This is a genomic window from Priestia sp. FSL P4-0332, assembly GCF_038005845.1.
Classification (GTDB): domain Bacteria; phylum Bacillota; class Bacilli; order Bacillales; family Bacillaceae_H; genus Priestia.
On sequence record NZ_JBBOUA010000002.1, the window covers coordinates 168,961 to 188,823 of the forward strand.

At 34.3% G+C, this 19,863-nt stretch carries 17 protein-coding genes and 2 pseudogenes; 10 read left to right on the forward strand and 9 right to left on the reverse strand.

Annotated elements, in window-relative coordinates; translation table 11 throughout:
• Positions 1 to 274: 274 nt before the first annotated feature.
• The 4 genes from MKY06_RS27790 (at position 275) to MKY06_RS27805 (ending at position 3,572) form a co-directional block, all read left to right on the forward strand.
• Entirely contained in the window at positions 275 to 1,687 is a 1,413-nt protein-coding gene (locus MKY06_RS27790) for an amidohydrolase (RefSeq protein ID WP_237656834.1), read from the forward strand.
• A gap of 25 nt (positions 1,688 to 1,712) precedes the next feature.
• Positions 1,713 to 1,895 carry a twin-arginine translocase TatA/TatE family subunit gene (gene tatA / locus MKY06_RS27795; RefSeq protein ID WP_053488542.1) on the forward strand — a complete coding sequence of 61 codons (183 nt, stop codon included), beginning with the start codon at positions 1,713 to 1,715 and terminating at the stop codon, positions 1,893 to 1,895.
• A gap of 61 nt (positions 1,896 to 1,956) precedes the next feature.
• Positions 1,957 to 2,697, forward strand: a complete 741-nt coding sequence (gene tatC / locus MKY06_RS27800; RefSeq protein ID WP_194758125.1) for a twin-arginine translocase subunit TatC — start codon at positions 1,957 to 1,959, stop codon at positions 2,695 to 2,697.
• Positions 2,698 to 2,783: 86 nt separating this feature from the next.
• On the forward strand, positions 2,784 to 3,572 hold the full coding sequence (locus tag MKY06_RS27805) for a DeoR/GlpR family DNA-binding transcription regulator (RefSeq protein ID WP_053488544.1): 789 nt from the start codon (positions 2,784 to 2,786) through the stop codon (positions 3,570 to 3,572).
• A 205-nt stretch (positions 3,573 to 3,777) separates the two neighbouring features.
• On the opposite strand, the gene anmK is transcribed toward MKY06_RS27805, so the two are convergent.
• Positions 3,778 to 4,935: an anhydro-N-acetylmuramic acid kinase AnmK gene (anmK, locus tag MKY06_RS27810; RefSeq protein WP_053488545.1), complete on the reverse strand. Its 1,158-nt coding sequence runs from the start codon at positions 4,933 to 4,935 to the stop codon at positions 3,778 to 3,780.
• A 237-nt stretch (positions 4,936 to 5,172) separates the two neighbouring features.
• On the opposite strand from anmK, the gene murQ reads away from it, so the two are divergent.
• The 3 genes and pseudogenes from murQ to MKY06_RS27825 all read left to right on the forward strand — a co-directional run.
• Complete coding sequence (murQ, locus tag MKY06_RS27815; RefSeq protein WP_029320913.1) at positions 5,173 to 6,063, forward strand: N-acetylmuramic acid 6-phosphate etherase; 891 nt, start codon at positions 5,173 to 5,175, stop codon at positions 6,061 to 6,063.
• Positions 6,064 to 6,095: 32 nt separating this feature from the next.
• Positions 6,096 to 7,502: pseudogene (locus MKY06_RS27820) on the forward strand (PTS transporter subunit EIIC); the annotation flags it as partial.
• A gap of 120 nt (positions 7,503 to 7,622) precedes the next feature.
• A pseudogene (locus MKY06_RS27825) lies at positions 7,623 to 8,048 on the forward strand (PTS sugar transporter subunit IIA); the annotation flags it as partial.
• A gap of 62 nt (positions 8,049 to 8,110) precedes the next feature.
• On the opposite strand, the gene MKY06_RS27830 reads toward MKY06_RS27825, so the two are convergent.
• From MKY06_RS27830 to MKY06_RS27865, 8 genes are all read right to left on the reverse strand, one after another.
• The gene (locus MKY06_RS27830) at positions 8,111 to 8,863 is read right to left on the reverse strand and encodes a GntR family transcriptional regulator (protein ID WP_053488546.1); all 753 of its coding nucleotides are present in this window, start codon (positions 8,861 to 8,863) and stop codon (positions 8,111 to 8,113) included.
• A gap of 86 nt (positions 8,864 to 8,949) precedes the next feature.
• Entirely contained in the window at positions 8,950 to 9,807 is an 858-nt protein-coding gene (locus MKY06_RS27835) for a MurR/RpiR family transcriptional regulator (RefSeq protein ID WP_029320923.1), read from the reverse strand.
• Positions 9,808 to 9,821: 14 nt separating this feature from the next.
• Positions 9,822 to 10,727 (reverse strand): N-acetylglucosamine kinase, encoded by a 906-nt coding sequence (locus MKY06_RS27840; protein ID WP_029320924.1) that lies wholly within the window; start codon positions 10,725 to 10,727, stop codon positions 9,822 to 9,824.
• Positions 10,728 to 10,815: 88 nt separating this feature from the next.
• Positions 10,816 to 11,901, reverse strand: coding sequence for a DUF871 domain-containing protein (locus tag MKY06_RS27845; RefSeq protein ID WP_053488547.1), 1,086 nt, complete (start codon positions 11,899 to 11,901; stop codon positions 10,816 to 10,818).
• Between the two features lie 31 nt (positions 11,902 to 11,932).
• Entirely contained in the window at positions 11,933 to 12,262 is a 330-nt protein-coding gene (locus MKY06_RS27850) for a PTS lactose/cellobiose transporter subunit IIA (RefSeq protein ID WP_029320926.1), read from the reverse strand.
• A 104-nt stretch (positions 12,263 to 12,366) separates the two neighbouring features.
• Positions 12,367 to 13,686 (reverse strand): 6-phospho-beta-glucosidase, encoded by a 1,320-nt coding sequence (locus tag MKY06_RS27855; RefSeq protein WP_098591369.1) that lies wholly within the window; start codon positions 13,684 to 13,686, stop codon positions 12,367 to 12,369.
• A 392-nt stretch (positions 13,687 to 14,078) separates the two neighbouring features.
• Positions 14,079 to 15,368, reverse strand: a complete 1,290-nt coding sequence (locus tag MKY06_RS27860) for a PTS sugar transporter subunit IIC (RefSeq protein WP_053488548.1) — start codon at positions 15,366 to 15,368, stop codon at positions 14,079 to 14,081.
• A gap of 48 nt (positions 15,369 to 15,416) precedes the next feature.
• Complete coding sequence (locus tag MKY06_RS27865) at positions 15,417 to 15,725, reverse strand: PTS sugar transporter subunit IIB (RefSeq protein WP_029320930.1); 309 nt, start codon at positions 15,723 to 15,725, stop codon at positions 15,417 to 15,419.
• A 604-nt stretch (positions 15,726 to 16,329) separates the two neighbouring features.
• Here MKY06_RS27865 and MKY06_RS27870 point away from each other — a divergent pair.
• The 3 genes from MKY06_RS27870 (at position 16,330) to MKY06_RS27880 (ending at position 19,700) form a co-directional block, all read left to right on the forward strand.
• Positions 16,330 to 17,859 (forward strand): glycoside hydrolase family 10 protein, encoded by a 1,530-nt coding sequence (locus MKY06_RS27870; protein WP_194758151.1) that lies wholly within the window; start codon positions 16,330 to 16,332, stop codon positions 17,857 to 17,859.
• A gap of 401 nt (positions 17,860 to 18,260) precedes the next feature.
• Positions 18,261 to 18,647 (forward strand): hypothetical protein, encoded by a 387-nt coding sequence (locus MKY06_RS27875; RefSeq protein WP_029320932.1) that lies wholly within the window; start codon positions 18,261 to 18,263, stop codon positions 18,645 to 18,647.
• Between the two features lie 63 nt (positions 18,648 to 18,710).
• Positions 18,711 to 19,700: a Gfo/Idh/MocA family protein gene (locus tag MKY06_RS27880; RefSeq protein ID WP_194758126.1), complete on the forward strand. Its 990-nt coding sequence runs from the start codon at positions 18,711 to 18,713 to the stop codon at positions 19,698 to 19,700.
• Positions 19,701 to 19,863 lie beyond the last annotated feature (163 nt).

A 19,863-nucleotide genomic window follows, 5' to 3' on the forward strand; every position in this document is an offset into this window, starting at 1 on the left:
TGGATAATAATACTCGTTTCTTGGTACTTATATATATGTTCTATATATAACACTCGCTCAAAAAAACTTATTTAAACTTACAAAAACTTATTATACATTAATTTTTGTTGATTAAAAACTTATTATTACTTATAATAAGGAATATAAGTTTTTGATATATCAGTTTTCTTATCTCAGTGAAAAATAACATCTTTATTTTTCTGAATAATTGCTCTAGAAAGAAAATTTTAGATTGAATTTTCATTAATATGTTTGCAGGAGAGGTGGGTTTAAGGTGGAGCAAAAAAATAATGAATTATCACGGAGAAGTTTTATTGGCAAAGCTTCCAAGATTGGAGGAGCTTCAGCAGTTTTAGGGATGTCAGGAGCTATGGGACTTTTTATGGAAGACGATAAGGAACATGTAGAGGCTAAGCAACTAGACAAACAAAAACATCAAAAAAGCCCCAAAAAAGGCGATACATATATGCTATTGAATGTTCGCTTAGAAAGTGGATACGAGTATGAAAATGGAAATGTAGTTGCTACTCGCTCTACAATTCGAAATCTAGAGATAAAAAAAGGTATTATATCAAAAATACTAGATACCAAGGAAGCTTACCGTAGAGACATAGACTGTTATGATGTTCAAGGTATGCTATTACTTCCAGGATTTAAGGATATGCACATTCATTTAGATAAAACTTTCTATGGAGGACCATGGAGAGGAGCAGTACATAGAAAAAATATTTTTGACATTATTGAAGTAGAAAAAAAGCTTCTTTTAGAGTTATTGCCCACTGCCCAGGAAAGGGCAGAAAAATTGATTGAGCTTATTATGAGTTTTGGATCTACTTATGTTAGAAGTCACTGTAATATAGATCCAACTGTTGGTCTTCGTAATCTTGAAAAACTAAAAAAAGCCCTAGCAAACTATTCAGATAAGATTTCACACGAGATCGTTGCTTTCCCACAACATGGACTCCTCCTCTCAAACTCTGAGTCACTCTTACGAGAAGCAATGCAGTTAGGCGCTACTCATGTTGGAGGACTAGATCCTACCCTAGTTGATGGAAATATGGAAAAATCTCTACAAACTATGGTACAGATTGCCGTTGATAATAATGCAGGCATTGACATTCATCTTCATGAAGGTGGAGAAACAGGTTTAAAAGCAGTAAATCGCCTTGCGGATTTAACTGAGGAGGCTGGACTTCAAGGAAAAGTAACAATTAGCCATGCCTTCTCACTTGCTTCGTTATCCCCAGATCAGGCTAATGAAATGGCAAATCGTTTAGCTTCCCTGGGGATTTCTATCGCTTCAACCATTCCAATTGGAAAAAACGCTATGCCTATTCCAATTCTACAGAAGCAAAAAGTAAACGTTATGCTTGGAAACGATAGTATCATGGATCATTGGTCTTCCCTTGGAATTGGTGACACCCTAGAAAAAGTACACCTTGCCGCAGATTTATACGGTTGGTCTTATGAATACGAATTATCTCAAGCGCTTTCACTTGCTACAGGAGGCATTACACCGTTAGATAAAGCAGGAAAGCAAGTGTGGCCAAAAGTAGGAGACGAGGCTTCGGTAGTTATTGTTCCTGCAACCTGTTCAGCAGAGGCTGTAGCTCGTTTGCCAAAACGCGCGGCGGTTCTTCATAAAGGTGTATTGTCATCTGGTGAGCTTAGCCACGTAAAAAAATAGACATTACATGTGAGGGGATAATAGAATGCTTCAAAACATTGGAATGCCAGGTTTAATTATTATTTTAGTTATCGCACTTATTATTTTTGGACCTTCAAAGCTTCCCGAAATAGGAAGAGCATTTGGATCAACTTTACGTGAATTCAAAAAATCTACTCGAGATTTAGTAGGAGAAGACATAGAAAAAAAAGAGAAAGAAATAAAATAAAACAAAAAGAAGGTGTAGACTAATAGTCTTACACTTTCTTTTTTTACGGAGTGATAGGAACATGTCTGAAAAACAAAACATGAGTGCAATTCAACATCTTGAAGAATTACGAAGACGAATTATTATTATTTTAGTTTTTTTTATAGTTTTTCTACTTATAGCCTTTTTATATGTGCAGGATATCTATCGTTCCCTAGTAAACGATTTACCGTTTAAGCTTGCTTTATTAGGTCCTACAGATATATTATTCGTCTATTTGATGATTGCCACAGTCATAGCAATCGCGGCTACATTGCCTTTCGCATCCTACCAGCTATGGCTTTTTGTAAAACCTGCTTTAACAAAGAGAGAAAGGCAAACAGCTTTAGCTTATATACCAGCTTTATTTCTCTTATTCTTAGGAGGGATTAGCTTTGGATACTTTATCTTATTTCCAATGGTATTAAAGTTTTTAATGTCATTATCCGACGAAATGTTTGCAACTCTTTTTACTACCGAGAAATACTTTAGATTTTTACTTCATATGACATTGCCTTTTGGCTTGTTATTTGAACTTCCAGCTGTTGTGATGTTTCTGACTAGCCTAGGGTTTATTAACCCTCATCGTTTGCAAAAGGTTAGAAAATACGCTTATTTTTTATTAATTATTATATCAATTTTAATAACCCCACCTGACTTTTTATCAGATGTTCTTGTAACAATTCCATTGTTGCTTCTATATGAAGCTAGTATTACACTATCTAAAATTGTATATAGAAAAAAATTAAGGGTTAAAGGAAATACAAGCCACTCTTTCAAATAAACTGAAAATTGATCAGTTCCAATTTTCTATCCTCATGTTGTAACGAATCAAAGTTGAACCTATAATTAGGGGTATGAGGTGAACTTATGTTACAAGATGAACGATTAGAAGCTATTCTTCTCTATCTAAAAGATCATGAACGGATCACGATAGAAACTGTATGTGAAATAAATAATGTATCTAAAGATACTGCACGAAGATATTTGATTAAATTAGAAGAATTAGGAAAGGTTGTACGAATAAGAGGAGGAGCTAAAAAGTTATCTTATTCTAATGAACTGTATGATTACAGTCAAAGACTACATATGTCCTCTACAGTTAAAGACAGAATAGGTGAATATGCAGCAACTTTAATTAAGGATGGAGAAAGTTTAATACTAGACGCTTCTACCACAGTACAGTGTGCGGCTAAATATTTGAAAACAAACAATCATACTGTAATTACAAATTCTATAAATGTAGTAAATGAATTAGTGAGGAAAGATCGTATAAAAATAAACATACTTGGAGGGACCCTAGACCCACAGCATCAAGCTATATACGGATCAAGAGCTATTAAGGATATTCAACAATATAAAGTAGACAAATGTATCATCGGTACTTGCGGAATCTCTGAAGAAGGTATATCAACTTCGATAGAAGAAGAAGGCCTTTTGCTTAGAGAAATGATTATGCGTTCACAACAAACTATTTTACTGGCGGATTCAACCAAATTTAACAAATTATTTTTTCAAAAGGTCTGTGGTCTAGAATTGATTGATACGCTTATTACCAACGAAAAACTTCCAAGTAATTTAAAAAAAGAATTAAGCAGACATTCAGTTGAGGTAATTGATATAACTGACCATTCTTTAAGTCCGCAAATAAAAAAATAAGGATTTCAGAGATAATTCAGTAAATAGACTTCTTAAATATTGTTATAATGAGGATGAAGCCAGGAGACACTGTTATACAGTACACCCTGGCTTTTAAGTTTCCTTAATACAATGACTTATATAATGAAACGATTATACACGCAGAATTTTGGGTTACTTCTTACTTCGTCCACTACATACGTCAGTATTATTCAAAAGTGAGTATCTATATTTTTGATTTACAAGGTGCCGGAGTAATATTTCCTAGAACAACAGAATATTTAGCTCCAGTTGCTTTTAAAACATTGCTACTTTTTCCATGATATGTTTCATTAGCTAAAAGTGCAAATGCCACAGCTTCCTTCGCTTCAGACGAATAACCAATTTCCTCCTGAGTAAGAACAGAAATAGAATTCCCAATAAGCATTTTAATCATTTTCATTAATGTGAGATTGTAACTTCCTCCTCCTCCTACTATAATTTCGTCAATATCAGTCTTTGGTAAGATAAATTTACGATAGCTATCTACGATAGAACTTGCTGTAAACATAGTGGCAGTGGCTAGAATATCTTCCTTAGATAAATAAGAGAATTTTCTTAGTAGAGTTTCCACATATTGTTTGCCAAACATCTCTCTTCCAGTTGTTTTAGGAGGAGAAGCTGCAATGTAGGAGTGTGACATGCAATAATCCAATAAATCTTTATTTACGTTTCCTTTAGCAGCTAATCGCCCCTCTGTATCATAAGGAATGTCAAATAGTTGTTGACATACTTCATCAATAATCATATTGCCTGGTCCTGTGTCAAAAGCATACATATCATTCAATAGTGCTTCCTTAGGCAACACAGTTACATTTCCAATTCCCCCTATATTTTGAAGCAGTCTTCCCTTTTGTTTATCCTTGTATAGAATATATTCTGTATAAGGTACTAAAGGAGCCCCTTGACCTCCTGCTGCCATGTCCATCGTACGAAAATTTGATATGACTGTTGTATTTGTTTCGTATGCAATAACTGCAGGTTCACCAATTTGAAGCGTTGAAGGAACAAAATTAGCTTCTTTCATAGGCTGATGATAAATAGTCTGTCCGTGAGATCCTATTAAATCTAATTTTTCTAGAGGGAATTTTGCCTTTTCACATACTTTTTTTACTGCCTCTGCAAATAATTTTCCTAATTTAAAATTCAGGCTGCAAATTAACTGGACATTTGATTTTTCTAATGATAAGGCAAGTTTAATCTCATTCTCTATTTCTTTTGAAAATGGATATGTAATAAATTCAACTACCTTTAATTTCGTATCTGTACCACTATTCTCCACAATAATAAGCGCAGCATCAATTCCATCTAGTGATGTACCAGACATTAAACCCACAATATACATAATACTCTTCCCCTTTATGAGTAGATATGTGAATTTTATTTTTCACATCCCCTTGCGAATAACTGCTGTTTACGGAAGTTATTCTCGTTAATAAACGTACAATTAAAATAGATTATTATCAATATTTTATAAAAAAAAATTTTAATTTAATTTAAATATATTGAAATTTAATTTTAAATAAGTTATTCTGTACGTGAGAACGATTTCATAATAAATGAAAAGATAGGATGGTCAATGATGTTAGAACATTTAACTACTGAGACTCGCAATGAAAAAACAATGAATCTGGATGAAATGTCTATTTTAGATTTTCTTACAACCATGAATGAAGAAGATGAAAAAGTTGCGAGTGCGATTAAAAAAGAACTTCCTTCTATTGCGAAAGCTGTAGAAGCTATTATAAAAGCTAAAAAACAAGGTGGTCGTCTTATTTATATAGGAGCAGGAACCAGTGGCCGCATCGGCTTGCTAGATGCTGTTGAGTGTCCACCTACATTTGGTACGAACCCAGATGAAGTAATAGGCTTAATTGCTGGCGGGGAAAAAGCCTTTATCAAAGCAGTAGAAGGAGCAGAAGATAGTAAAGAGTTAGGCATGGAAGACTTACAAAACATTCGACTTACTAAGATGGACATTGTTGTGGGGATTGCAGCAAGTGGTCGTACACCTTATGTCATTGGAGCATTAGAATATGCTAACTCAATTGAAGCTCAAACAGTAGCAGTTAGTTGCAATAAAGATTCTGATATTGGAAAAGTAGCAAACATTGCAATTGAAGTTGTAAACGGTCCTGAAGTATTAACAGGTTCTACTCGTTTGAAAGCTGGAACAGCACAAAAACTGATTTGTAATATGCTTTCGACAGCTTCTATGGTAGGTATCGGAAAAGTGTATGGAAATCTAATGGTAGACGTGCAGCTGACGAATGAAAAGCTTGTAGAGCGCGCAAAACGAATTGTGATGGAAGCAACTTCATGCACGTATGATACGGCAGAAGAGTACTTAGCAAAAGCAAATTGTAATTCTAAGCTTGCTATAGTCATGATTTTAACAGGCCTTTCATACGAGGAATCTTTACATCGTTTAGAACAAACACAAGGATTTATCCGTCAAGCAATCGTTAATTAAGTAGCGAAAATATAAGGGAGATGGGAACAACTATGAGTAAACATCATCAAACAGCTAAAGAACTGCTTCAAGCTCTTGGAGGCAGTTCTAATATAGCTAATTATACACACTGTATGACAAGACTCCGAGTCACCCCAGTGAATCATAATAGAATTGATGAAGCCAGTATAAAACAAGTGAAAGGAGTGGTAGGGGTTGTCGATGATGATACGTATCAAATTATTTTAGGACCAGGAGTAGTTACTAAAGTTGCTGAACAATTTGGTATTGTACTCCAAGAAGATTCTGCAGCTCCTTCACAAGAAGAAGCTTCACCTGAAGATTTGACGTCAAAAGGTGCAGATATGAAATCTGAGCTAAAAAAGAAAAACAATACACCATTTAAAAATTTTTTACGAAAAGTTGGAAGCATTTTCATACCTCTCATTCCAGCATTCGTAGGTGCAGGTTTAATAGCTGGTATTGCCTCTATTTTAGCTAATAGCATAACCGCGGGAGACCTTGATAAAGATACTTGGCAACAATATGTTACGATTCTTAATGTTATTAAAAATGCAATTTTCAGCTATTTAGTTATTTATGTAGGTATTAACGCAGCAAAAGAGTTTGGCGCTACTCCGGCCCTAGGTGGAGTTATCGGGGGTATTACCCTTTTAACGGGAGTTACAGAAGAGTTTCCTATTATGAATATCTTTACTGATCAGCCCTTAACTGCTGGGCAAGGCGGGGTAATCGGCGTTTTAATTGCTGTATGGTTACTCTCATTTTTAGAAAAATTCTTACGTAGATTTATTCCTGATGCAATCGATATTATTGTAACGCCTACAATTGCTCTTCTGACTGTCGGATTGCTAACGATTTTCTTTATTATGCCTTTTGCAGGTCTCATTTCTAGTAATTTAATTGGTGGAATAGATTGGACACTTGAACGTGGAGGGATTTTTGCAGGTTTTGTACTAGGAGTGGCATTTTTACCATTGGTAATGCTAGGCCTGCATCAAGTATTGATCCCTATTCATATTGAAATGATTAATACAGCTGGTATGACCATCTTGCTTCCGATTCTTGCAATGTCTGGTGCTGGACAAGTAGGTGCAACTTTAGCGCTTTGGGTTCGTTGTCGTAAAAATAAATCACTTGTTACCATTATTAAAGGGGCTCTTCCTGTCGGAATATTAGGTATTGGAGAACCACTTATTTACGGAGTTATTCTTCCATTAGGACGCCCGTTCATTACTGCTTGTATCGGTGGAGGAATTGGAGGAGCCGTAATTGGAATGTTCGGAAATGTTGGTTCCATTGCTATCGGTCCATCCGGTCTAGCTTTAATTCCATTAATTGCTCACGGTTTATGGCTGAAATATATCGTCGGCTTACTTGCAGGATATGCTGGAGGGTTCATCTGCACATATTTATTTGGCATACCAAAAGAGGCTATTACAGAAGGATCTAATAATAAAGAAGTACCTGAAACAAAAGCAAAAACTGAAGTTGCTCCAACAGCTGAAATAGAAGGTACAAATTACACAATTTCAGAAAGCGCCTTCATCCTTCCGTTTGATGGATATGTTATGCCTCTAGAAGATGTTCCTGATGCGGTGTTCTCTTCAAAGATGATGGGAGATGGTTTTGCCATCGAACCAACTAATAATACTCTTGTTTCTCCTATTAATGGCGAGGTCGTTAGTATCTTTCCTACGAAACATGCCATAGGTTTGAAAACAGATGAAGGATTAGAAATATTAATTCATGTCGGAATCGAAACTGTAGCTCTAAAAGGACAAGGATTTACATGTCTAGTGGAAGATGGACAAAAAATTAAACAAGGAACGCCTCTTCTAAAGTTAGAGTTAGATTATATTAAAGAGAATGCAAAGTCGATTATAACGCCAGTTATTTTCACAAATTCACCTAAGGAAACGAAGGTAGAGCTAAATAAAACGGGCTATTTTAATCAAGGAACAAATAATATTTTTACATTTTAAATCCGAAAAAGCTGTTCAGTTAGTGAACAGCTTTTTTATATTATTACCTTTATAAATGGTGTTTAATAAATACTTAACATGCCATTTATTTTGGGATTTTCTAATTCTGAAGATAACTTAAACCGATCTCCTGCATAAGCTAAGGTAACATATACAAATGGTCTTTTATTCGTGAGATATAGAACATCCTTAATAACTAATAGTGGGGCATTTTTTTTCAATTGCAAGCACTCTGCGTCTTTTTTGCTTGCAATACTTGCCTCTATAGACTGTTTTCCATGCCCGATCTGAACATTAAAGTTTTCTTCAATAAATCGATGTAAAGAGCAGTTAATATTTTTATCTATTATATGCCCTTTGTATTCTGTAGGAAGAAAAATAGTTTCAACAGCTAGAGGAGTATCATCGGCAAAACGGATACGTTTAATGCATAAGACCTCTGAATGTTTGCTAAGATAAAGGATTCTTTGTACAGTTTTAGGAGGAGAAATTTTTTCAATAGAAAGGGTTTCATTTCTAGGAACTTTCCCCTGCTCTTCCATTAGAGATGTAAAACTAGTGGTTGTTAATAATTTTTGTTCAATTTTCTTTTCTAAGATAAAGGTTCCTCGTCCTCTTTGTTTTGATAAGTAACCTTCATCTACTAATTCTTGTATAGATTGTCTTACAGTTAACCTGCTCACTGAAAATAACTCACAGAGCTTCTTTTCAGACGGTATTGTACTTCCAACTACCCATTCTTTTAATTCAATTCTTTGCTTTATGCTTTCTTTAATTTGATAATAAAGGGGGATGGAAGAATTTTTATTAATCATAAATTACACCCTTTATCTAAATAATAATTATACGGAATAACTGTATTAAAAAATTTTGCTAAGTAAAATTTCATTTATTTAAGCTTTTATTTCTTTTCTGTTAACTTAGATATAGATTCTCTTGAACGCGCTATTTCCTTAATGTTCTCGTCAAAATAATTAGAAACATATGTGTAAAATAAAATATCTATCGTCAAAAATTGTGCAAATAATGACGTAGTAGCTGCACTACGATGCTTAGCTTCAGGCGCACGCACATGATGAAGAGAAATATCTACCTTATTTGATAGGCTATTGTTTCCTAAGCGTGACAATCCAATGGTTTTAATTCCAGATGACTTAGCAATATCCACCAACTGTAAGACCTCTTTTGTCTCTCCACTATTAGAAATACAAAAGAAAAGTGCATCCTTATGAGATGAAGCAAGAGCTGTAGCAGTAATATGTGAATCTTGATAAGCACTTATTATTTTCCCTACACGCAGCCACTTATGAGAGATATCTTCTGCTACCAACCAAGATGCTCCCACACCATATACATAAATAACAGGTGTGTCTTTGATAATTTTAATTGTTTGATGAATAATATCTTCGTCTAAGTTTAAGGCTGTTTCCTGAATCACTTGGACGGAGTTAGAAACGATCTTATCTTTAATTGATGCAATTGTTTCATTAGGTTCAATATCATAAAAACCTGCTTTTTCAGGTCGTGAGATATGTGAAGACAATGATACTTTCAATTCAGAAAAGCTACCTACCTCTAGAGATCGACACAGCCTTGTCACAGCTGAACTACTAGCGTTAGCTTGTGCAGCTAGTTCATGTATAGTCATCCGAACCACTTGTTCAGGATGTTCTAAAATGTATTGAGCTACCTTTCTCTCTGATTTTGGTAGTTCGTATAATGAGCTTTCAATTCTTAGTAATACATTTACAGCGTTCATCGTAAATCACTTCCTCAACTTTCTTTATTCATACTTTTTAAGGCCAAATAATAGCAACCCAATGTTGACGATGTATCTTTTAAAATAAATGTTGTATCAGGCTTATATTTTTTAATCGTCTTAACAAATGTATCTCGAACGAGAGGAATATTTGTTAAAATACTACCTTTAGCAGCAACTTTTATATTATCATGAAAGTGACATTTCTTATAAACGGAAAGTGTAGTTTGAGCTAAATGCTCTCCTGCCTTTATTAAAATAATTTGAGCTAGCTCATTTCCTTTTGAGGCTTGATCTACCACTATAGGTACAAAAGAGGCGATCTCCCCTTTAGATGCACTGTAAACGAACTTTTTAATTTCTGGTATGTTATAATAATGAAGTTTTTCTAGGATTTCTTTACTTAACGGACTAACAGGTAAACCATAATCATCCTCCCGGCACATTTGAATAAAAGCTTGTAAAGCAATCCAATACCCACTTCCTTCATCTCCGAGAATGTGTCCCCATCCACCACACGCACATTGAAGGTCTTTATTAATTCCTACGCTAATAGAACCCGTTCCTGAAATAGTTAAGATTCCATCCTCGCCTTTTAAAAGGGCTGCATGTGCAATCACCGCATCACTTACAATTTTAAAGGGAACATTAAATGAGTCTAATAAGGAGTTTTTTAAAAACTCTTTATCTGAAACTCCTTCGTACCCTGCTAAACCCATATAAATATACCTACATCCTTTTAGAGGCAGGGCATTTATACATTGCTTAATAGCATCCAGAATATTGTAAGTAGCCTGTTTTTTATCTACCAGTAAATTTCCATACCCTGCTTTACCTTGACTTAGTATATTCCCATCTAAATCATAAGCAATTGCCTCCGTTTTTGTCCCCCCACCATCTACTCCAATAATATAATTCATTTAACTTTCTCCTTCTTTTTTATATTAAAAAACGGAAGGGACCTGATATCTCCCCCCTCCGTATCATTTAGTTAGACAATTTTTTATCTCATTTAATTAAGAAAGCAAATTTCCCCCAAGGTTCTAGATAGTCAAGCAAAAAGATTTCTTCTTTCACTATGTGTCCGACTACATTTGTTTTCCCCGAATTCTCCATATCTCTTAAAGCAATTTGCAATTCGCCTTTATATTGTCCGTAAAGTTCATTCTCAATGAGTATATCCCCACGTCTAATATTTGGAGTATAAGTAGGTTTGAATTCTTCTTGCTTATATTTTACACGTGATTGAGTAGAGCGAATAAGGTAATCTGAAACATCCCCCCGGTAAAAATGGGGCTCTTCTAATACGATTTTTCTTTCTAACTCCGATATTGTATTATACAACTCTACATTAAACGTAAGTTTTTCGCTATTTAGCATACTTAGTTGTTTTAACTCTTCCTCAGATGCGTAAGCATTAGCAATAATCACTTCATTGATTAGTTCTGTAGCAAATAAATGTTTTGCTTGAGTTTCAATAGGTAATGCCCTGTGCATTTCCAAAGTACATAAACCCTCTGTGACTGGCCAAGGGCCAAATGTTGCGTCGTTTGAACTAATAAAAGCTGCAGTAGGAATGCCATGCTTCTTGAATTGTTTGGTGCATTTTACAAAATGATCATAGCTGAGTCCTGCATAACGATGAGGATAAAAATTATGCGACCCTACTAAGTTACTTATTTTGGGTTTATACGCCATGATATTATCTAAATAGCTTGTGGCGTTACTCATTGTAATCTCAATTTTTAAATTATACGGGTTATACGTCATCAGAGACTCTTCATTACCTGTAAATCCCATATCAAGTCGAATACCATAAACGCCCAAATCTCCAAAGAATGATAAATCATCATATGAAATGCCTAATTTATTAAAAATACGAGGTGTGATATCCACCATGACTTCCATTCCTAATTCATTGGCAAATTGAATTGACTCTTTAAATTCTCTAATAATAGTTTCTTTATCGCCTTCCACTGAGAGCAAACAGGTAAAGATTTTTTTAAATCCGTATTTATGTGCTAGTGCGATATATGCTTTATCCTTCTCTACTGTAGAATGCTCAGGGTAGATTGAAATACCTAACTTTTTCATAACTTTATTTACCTCTCTTTAAAATTCTACATCATTGTTTAGGAGCTAGTTTTTTAATAATACGAATCATATGTTCAATTAATTTTTGCTCACTAATAGCCGTCATAAGGTGATCTTGCGCATGAATCATTAATAAAGTTTTTTCTGCAGCTTCACCATTAAGCTCAGCTTGAATTAATTTGGTTTGAGTTTTGTGAGCTAGACCTAACTCTTCTGCAGCTTGTTTAATTAGATCTTCTGCTTTCTCAAAATCAAATTCTTCTGCAGCTTGTAAGGCTTCATAAGCTAAACCTCTAGCATTGCCACCATGAGAGATTATCTCAAATATTTCCATTTCATTTTTAGTAGTACCTTCTGTCATATCTTAACACTCCTAAACTTCTATATATTTCAAGTATAATTTCTTTAAAATTTAAAACTATGATATCTAGAAGAATAAACGTAATTTACCTTCTAATTTATTAATTATTGCTTAAAAAACAACGGTAAGTATTCCTTATGTGCTTCTAACAAAGCTTGTAAAACATCTTCGGCTAAATCATCACTAGGAATTAATGGATTAATCGTTAATGCTACTAATGCTTTTTCGAAAGAACCTGTAACAGCTGCTTCAGCACCTAATATTTCAAAAGATTTAATTTGTTGTACAAGCCCTTTAATTTGAACAGGGAGTTTCCCTACCGTAAGTGGAATAGGTCCATTTTTAGTAACCATACAGTTTACCTCTACTGCTGACTCATAATCAATGTCTGCTATAGCACCTTTGTTTTGCACATTTAATACTTGGATATCTTTTTTATCGTTGTAAATAGAAGAAATAACATTACATGCTGCATCGCTATAGTAAGCTCCCCCACGTTTCTCTAATTGAGGAGGTTTAATGTCTAACATCTCATCTTCATATAGTTTAAAGAGCTCTTCTTCTAACTTTTTTACAACCTCAGCTCTTGTTTTTCCTGTTTTATACGCTTCTAATTCTTCTTCTAAAATATCTTTTGTCTTATAAAAATATCGATGATATGGACAAGGAACAACGCCTAGCTCTTTTAAAAATTGCGTGTTCCATGGTAAAGGCGCAATATTTTTCATATTCATTTGAATATCTGGATCTCCAAGCATTTCAAGCACTTTTTGAGTTACTTCTTGATCATCGACGTAAACGTGTAACCCAAACAACATATGATTTAATCCAGCAAACTCAATATATACACGTTCCATTTCTACACCTAGCATCTTAGAGATAGATAGATGCATATTAAATGGTACATTGCACACGCCAATGACATTTTTATGATTGCTATAACGAAGTAACGCTTCCGTTACCATTCCAGCAGGATTAGTAAAATTAATTAACCAGGCATTTGGACAGAGTTCTTGCATTTCTTCTGTGATTTCTAAAAGAACGGGGATAGTTCGCAATCCTTTAAACAAGCCCCCTGCGCCATTTGTTTCTTGTCCAATCATACCCATTTCTAATGGAATACGTTCATCCTTGACTCTAGCATCCAATAATCCTACACGCATTTGAGTTGTTACAAAGTCAGCATCTTTTAAAGCTTGACGACGATCCAATGTTAGGTGGATTTCTATAGGAACCCCTGCTTTTTCAACCATTCGTTTAGCTAAGTTTCCTACTATCTCTAACTTTTCTCTGCCTGCTTCAATATCTACAAGCCATAATTCTCGCACCGGTAATTCGTAGTAACGTTTAATAAAGCCTTCAATCAGCTCTGGTGTATAACTAGAGCCTCCTCCAATTGTAACAATTTTAATTCCCTTCCCCATGTTGCTAACACCTCATTCTAACTTCTTCTAATTTCCTTACGCGTATACAATGAAATAACAAGCTATAGAGCTTAAAAGCAATAAAGACAAGAATAGAATGTAACCTTGTTTCTTGTTCTTAAGCTTACCTTCAACGAAAACAATAAGAATTGTTAGTCCTAAACTGATAGCAAATGTATTACCTATATAAAGAGACAATTGCTTATCGATTCCTACAATATTCATTAGAGAGTTAAAGATAAGATTAAAAATAAGAATAAAACTGAAAAACAAAAATGCGCCCTTATAACTAAAAAAATGAAATCTAGATGTTTTGCTCACTCTTCTTCCTCCTAGACTATTATTAATAAAGGAAGTCTGAAGCCACTGTTTCAAACTTCCTTTCATTTACCTTATAGTGCTATATTTGTATCTTCCGATGTTTCAATATTTCCTTCTTGTGCTAATAATTTGCGATCGTACATCTTAAAGAATGGAAGATACACAAAGAAAGAAATCGCAATATTTACAAGTACAAGAATTATGGCTCTCCAATCTCCTCCGGTAGATAGATATGCACCTATAGGAGCTGGTAACGTCCATGGGACCATTACGTATGTTGGATTCACTAACCCTATCGTAGTTGCGATGTAAGCTAACGTTGCACCAATTAAAGGTGTTACAATAAACGGAATAATTAAGATTGGATTTAATACGATTGGCATTCCAAAAATAACAGGCTCATTAATATTAAAAATACTTGGAACAATTGTCGCTTTTGCCATTGTTTTGCTGTAACTTGATTTAGCTACTAGTAACATTGCGAGTACTAAACCTAATGTGGCACCAGAACCCCCAATCCAAATAAACCATTGAAAAAATGTTTCAGGTGCTACGTGTGGAATAGCTTTTCCAGCTGCAACTGCTGCCGAATTGTTTGCTAAATATACTTCCCACACAGGACGTGCTACAGCACCTACAACTGATACACCGTGAATACCAAATGACCAGAAGAATGTAATTAAAAACACTGGAATTAATACTCCTGGAAGTGTGTCACCAGCCTTAATAAGTGGTGCCACTGCTTTATCTACAAGTGAATGCAAATCAATTCCAAGAACAACTGTGATGATTGTCATTACAATTAATACAATTGTTACCGGTATTAATGCTTCAAATGAACGTGCTACTGAAGTTGGCACAGAATCAGGCATTTTAATTGTCACATTCTTTGTTTTACAAAAACGTAAAATTTCAACTGCAAAAATAGAAACAATCATTCCTACAAATAAACCGTGTCCCCCTAGGTTTGTCATTGGTAGTACAAACCCTATTTTATCCATCATTTCAACACCTATTGTGAATAAAAAGGCAGCTAAAGATAAAAGTCCCCCGGATAACGGATCGAGCTTATAACTTTGAGATAAGCTATACCCAATCCCAAACGTAATATATAACGTCATGATAAACATTGTTAGACGGTAAGGTATTAAGATGTCTGCTATATGTTTTGCTGACCACTCACCAATTGCCGATTCGGCTGAAACAGGTGGAAATGCAATAATAAGAAATAGACTTCCAAAAATAATGAAAGGTAATGCAGAAACAACACCATCTCGTATTGCACGTAAATGTTTCTGCTCAGACAATTTAGCCATGGGTGTTGATAAATTATTTTCTAAAAAAGCAACAAATTTTTCCATTCATTGTTTTCCCCTTTGATTGGTTAATAGTTAAACTTATCTATTTCGTTACTTTTCTAAAAGTTCGTTTACTAGTTTTAATAGTGTTGGACCACCAAGTGGGCTGTAAGCTTGAGGTGGAATAACTTGACATGGAACTCCAACTTCATCTGCAGATTGCTTAAAACCATCAAATCGATGTTTTACTTGGGGTGCTACCATGGCTACATCCCAACCATTGCGAACTTCTGAATCAAATTCTTGAGTTCCTACTGCTAAGACCTCTAGATTTAGATCATGCTTTTGTCCTTCTTTTTTTAAAGCGTTTACAACAATAGCACTCGACATTCCACCTGCACATACGAATAAAACTTTCATCTTTATTCCTCCTAATTATATCTTTTGTTTTTTATGTAACTTTTCTCATAAAGCCTTCAGCGTGTTTTACACACTCCAGCTCCCTTCATACGAGAGACTTGTTAATGTGATGACTGTAGCAATTACAAGTTGAGCGTATCCTTTAGTCAGATAATCTGCTTCTATTTATAGTTACATTCAGTAGCCTCCATCTTTATAAAGTAAACGACCTTTATATCATCTTCATTATTCACCTCCAACAATTGAAGTCTACCCTTCTCATTCAAACTGTTCGTTTTTTTATTAGAGCATTCTGTCTTTAAATGCTCCAACATTACGACCATCCCTTATTTGTTGTAGAAATCAGAATTGAAACCGTTTTCTATAAAAAAGAATATATCACTTTTGAAATTAATTATCAATATTTATTTTATTTTTTGAAAACAAATTTTATTTTAGTCTATGCAACTAGTAATTCAGGAGGTATAATCTTAAGTTGGTAACGCTTACAAAAATATGAAATGAGGTTATGTGATTGTTTAAGAAACAAAGCAAGAATAAAAGAGCAAGTAAATTACTAGTTTCAACTCTTTTAGGAGGTTCACTCCTCTTATCACCTTCTGTAATGGGGCATGCACAAACATATTCTAAAAAAAGTTTTCAACAAACATCTTACTTAAAGCATGAGCTAAGAGCTACTTGGATGGCCAGTGTATTAAATATAGATTGGCCGTCTAAACCTGGTTTGTCGATAGCTCAACAAAAGTCTGAATTTATAAATTATTTAGAGGAACAAAAAAAGATGGGAATGAACGCGGTTGTTATGCAGATTAAGCCAACTGCAGATGCTTTTTATCCCTCTGAATATGGACTGTGGTCGGAATATTTAACTGGTACACAAGGAAAAGACCCAGGTTATGACCCTTTATCTTTTATGGTAAAAGAAGCTCACAAACGTAATATGGAATTTCATGCGTGGTTTAACCCTTACCGTATTACTATGCCTTTAGGAAAAGAAGCAGCTCTTTCCGACCTTGATAAATTACCAGAAAATCATCCGGCTCGGAAACATCCTGAATGGGTAGTGCCTTATGGACAACAACTTTACTTCAATCCGGGCATTCCCGAAGTACAAAATTTTGTAATCGAAGGTATTATGGAAGTGGTCAAAAACTATGATATAGATGCAGTTCATATGGATGACTATTTTTATCCCTATAAAATTACCGGAAAAAATTTTCCAGATCAGGAAGCATACCAAAGATATGGTGCAAGTAAATTTAACAACATAGAAGATTGGCGCCGCGATAACGTAAATAATCTTGTTAAAAATATTAATAGATCTATTAAAGAAGAAAAACCATATGTTAAGTTTGGTATTAGCCCATTTGGCGTTTGGCGTAATAAAGCCGTTGATCCTACTGGATCGGAAACTACTGCAGGACAAACAAATTATGATGATTTATATGCTGATACAAGAACGTGGATTAATAATGGATATGTTGATTATATCGCTCCTCAGTTATACTGGAATATTGGTTTACCCGTAGCTGACTACGCAAAGCTTCTTGACTGGTGGACAAAGGAAGTAGAAGGAAAAAATGTACAGCTTTATATCGGTCAAGCTGATTATAAGATTAACACAAATTCAAATGGAGTACAGAACTGGTTTAATCCAGAAGAGCTACCCAATCAGCTAAAACTAAACCGTGCATATAATAATTTTAAAGGAAGTATGCATTTTAGTGCTAAAGATTTGAGAAGTAACCCTCTTGGCATTGCAGATCGTTTAACAGAAGATATTTATAAGCAACCTGCATTAGTTCCCCCTATGCCGTGGATTGATAACGAAGCTCCTAAAAAACCTAAGGTTCTTCAGATTAAGAAAAAATTAGGAGAAACGAAATTTAAAATTAGAGAAAACGATCCTGAAGAGGTAGCCTATTATGCTATTTATAGATTTGAGGGTAATCAGGTAGGAAATATCAATGATTCCAAACACCTTCTAACTACCGTTCGAAAAGAGCATAACAATCAAGTATACGTTGATCCAACTTCGGAAAAGGGAGAAACTTATACATATGTCGTAACATCATTAGATCGAAATCACAACGAAAGTAAACCTTCTAACCCTATAAAAGTGGAAGAAAAGTAATTTTCCAACATATATCAAAAACAATATGGAGAGTATTTCATATTTAATATGTTGAAAAAAGCTTAATAAGTAGAAAGAGCAGTGATTACTACTGCTCTTTTTTAAGTTAAAGGAATAAAATTTTGAAGTAGTAAACAATAGATTATTAATATAGCATTTGGTAAGTTTTTTAGGGTCTCTCCCCTTCTTATCGCTAATTCTAATATTCACCTAACCGTAAAGTATTCTTCTTTTTTATTTTAACAAAAAGGAAATATTATTTAAAATTTTATTTTTGTTTTTTATATTTTTATTGAAATTTATTTTCGTTAAGTGGTAATCTAAAACATGAAATTCTTCCTTCAGTTCTCTATAAAATTATAGCTATTTAAATTGCTCATGAATAAAGGAGAATTTCAGCAGTGATGGCGTATATTTGTGATAAGAAGGAAGTGCTACTAATAATGAAAATATGTCAGATTGTAGGTTGCATGAATAAACATGCTGCAAAAGGGTATTGCCACAAGCATTATAAAAGGTTTATAAGAGAAAAAAATGGATTAGCCATCAGGAAAAAAGCTTCACTACAATTGCCTTGCAGGATAGAAGGTTGTAATAAGAAACCTTTTTCTTTAGGCTACTGTCTGAGTCATGCTAAAAAAATAATTGATCCTACTGATCCCTTTTATTATCGTATAGATCAACGGAACCTTTTTAAAATCTGTTCTGTTGATTCCTGTAAAAGACCATCAGATGCAAACGGATATTGCAAAAAGCATTATTCACAATATATGCACAAACAACCCTAAATCAAAGGTAGACTATAAATAATTTGATATTTATCAAAAAAGAGGTAAAAGGGGATAAAATAGATGGTTCGTTTTGGAGTACTTGGAACTAGCTTAATTACAGAAACATTTTTAAATACAGCAAAGCACGTGAAAGACTTCAAGTTAGAAGCTGTATATTCAAGAACTCTAGAAAGAGCAGAAGAGTTTGGTAAGAAATATGGTGTTGATACATTCTTTACAGACTTAGAGGAGATGGCGTGTAGTCCTCAGATTGATGCTGTATATATCGCTACTCCCAATGCATACCATGCTGAACAAGCCATTTTGTTTTTAAGAAATAAAAAGCATGTCTTATGTGAAAAGCCTATGGCTGCAAATGCAATAGAAGTTAAAAAAATGATTAATTGCGCAAAAGCGAATGAGGTATTGCTAATGGAAGCCATGATTCCTACCTTGCTTCCGAACTTTAAAGCTATTAAGGATAATTTACATAAAGTAGGGAGGATTCAACACCTATTTATTAACTACTGCAAGTACTCATCTCGTTATGATGACTATAAAGCAGGGATTGTACATAATGCTTTTAATCCCTTGTACGCTAATGGTGCTTTGATGGATATTGGAGTTTATTGCTTGTATCCACTTATTGCGCTATTTGGTACTCCTACTAAGATAGCAGCAACTAGCAAGATCCTGGATTCAGGAGTTGATGGCAGGGGTAATGTTCTTTTAAGCTATCCTAACAAAAATGCAATTGTTACTTATTCCAAACTTTCTACTTCCCATTTGCCAAGTGAAATTCAAGGAGAAGATGGGAGCCTTATTATTGATAAGATTGCTACTATAACCAAAGTGAAGTTTTACCATAAAGATGGCGTAGTAGAAGATTTATCACTCAAACAAGATTATCCTTTTATGTATTATGAATTAAAAGAATTTATTGATTTGATTGTTATGGGTAGAAAAGAATCTAAGGTTAACTCTTATAAAAATTCCTATAATACTATGCTTGTTATGGACGAGATAAGAAGGCAAATAGGGGTATATTTCCCAAACGATATCTATAAATAGGGGTATATTAAAAAAAATATTTGATTGTACATTTCCTCCTGTGATAATGACAAGTGGTGTTTTCTTTTCTATACATAAGTTACTGATAGCTTGAGCAAACTACTCAAGACGCTGTGAAGTGTCCTTTTGGAAATCCTCACTATGTTTTCGAGTTAACAACATT

Coding starts and splice junctions, on each gene's coding strand:
- tatA (WP_053488542.1), top strand. CDS start 1,713: ATGCTTCAAAACATTGGAATGCCAGGTTTAATTATTATTTTAGTTATC.
- tatC (WP_194758125.1), top strand. CDS start 1,957: ATGTCTGAAAAACAAAACATGAGTGCAATTCAACATCTTGAAGAATTA.
- MKY06_RS27805 (WP_053488544.1), top strand. CDS start 2,784: ATGTTACAAGATGAACGATTAGAAGCTATTCTTCTCTATCTAAAAGAT.
- anmK (WP_053488545.1), bottom strand. CDS start 4,935: ATGTATATTGTGGGTTTAATGTCTGGTACATCACTAGATGGAATTGAT.
- murQ (WP_029320913.1), top strand. CDS start 5,173: ATGTTAGAACATTTAACTACTGAGACTCGCAATGAAAAAACAATGAAT.
- MKY06_RS27830 (WP_053488546.1), bottom strand. CDS start 8,863: ATGATTAATAAAAATTCTTCCATCCCCCTTTATTATCAAATTAAAGAA.
- MKY06_RS27835 (WP_029320923.1), bottom strand. CDS start 9,807: ATGAACGCTGTAAATGTATTACTAAGAATTGAAAGCTCATTATACGAA.
- MKY06_RS27840 (WP_029320924.1), bottom strand. CDS start 10,727: ATGAATTATATTATTGGAGTAGATGGTGGGGGGACAAAAACGGAGGCA.
- MKY06_RS27845 (WP_053488547.1), bottom strand. CDS start 11,901: ATGAAAAAGTTAGGTATTTCAATCTACCCTGAGCATTCTACAGTAGAG.
- MKY06_RS27850 (WP_029320926.1), bottom strand. CDS start 12,262: ATGACAGAAGGTACTACTAAAAATGAAATGGAAATATTTGAGATAATC.
- MKY06_RS27855 (WP_098591369.1), bottom strand. CDS start 13,686: ATGGGGAAGGGAATTAAAATTGTTACAATTGGAGGAGGCTCTAGTTAT.
- MKY06_RS27860 (WP_053488548.1), bottom strand. CDS start 15,368: ATGGAAAAATTTGTTGCTTTTTTAGAAAATAATTTATCAACACCCATG.
- MKY06_RS27865 (WP_029320930.1), bottom strand. CDS start 15,725: ATGAAAGTTTTATTCGTATGTGCAGGTGGAATGTCGAGTGCTATTGTT.
- MKY06_RS27870 (WP_194758151.1), top strand. CDS start 16,330: ATGGGGCATGCACAAACATATTCTAAAAAAAGTTTTCAACAAACATCT.
- MKY06_RS27880 (WP_194758126.1), top strand. CDS start 18,711: ATGGTTCGTTTTGGAGTACTTGGAACTAGCTTAATTACAGAAACATTT.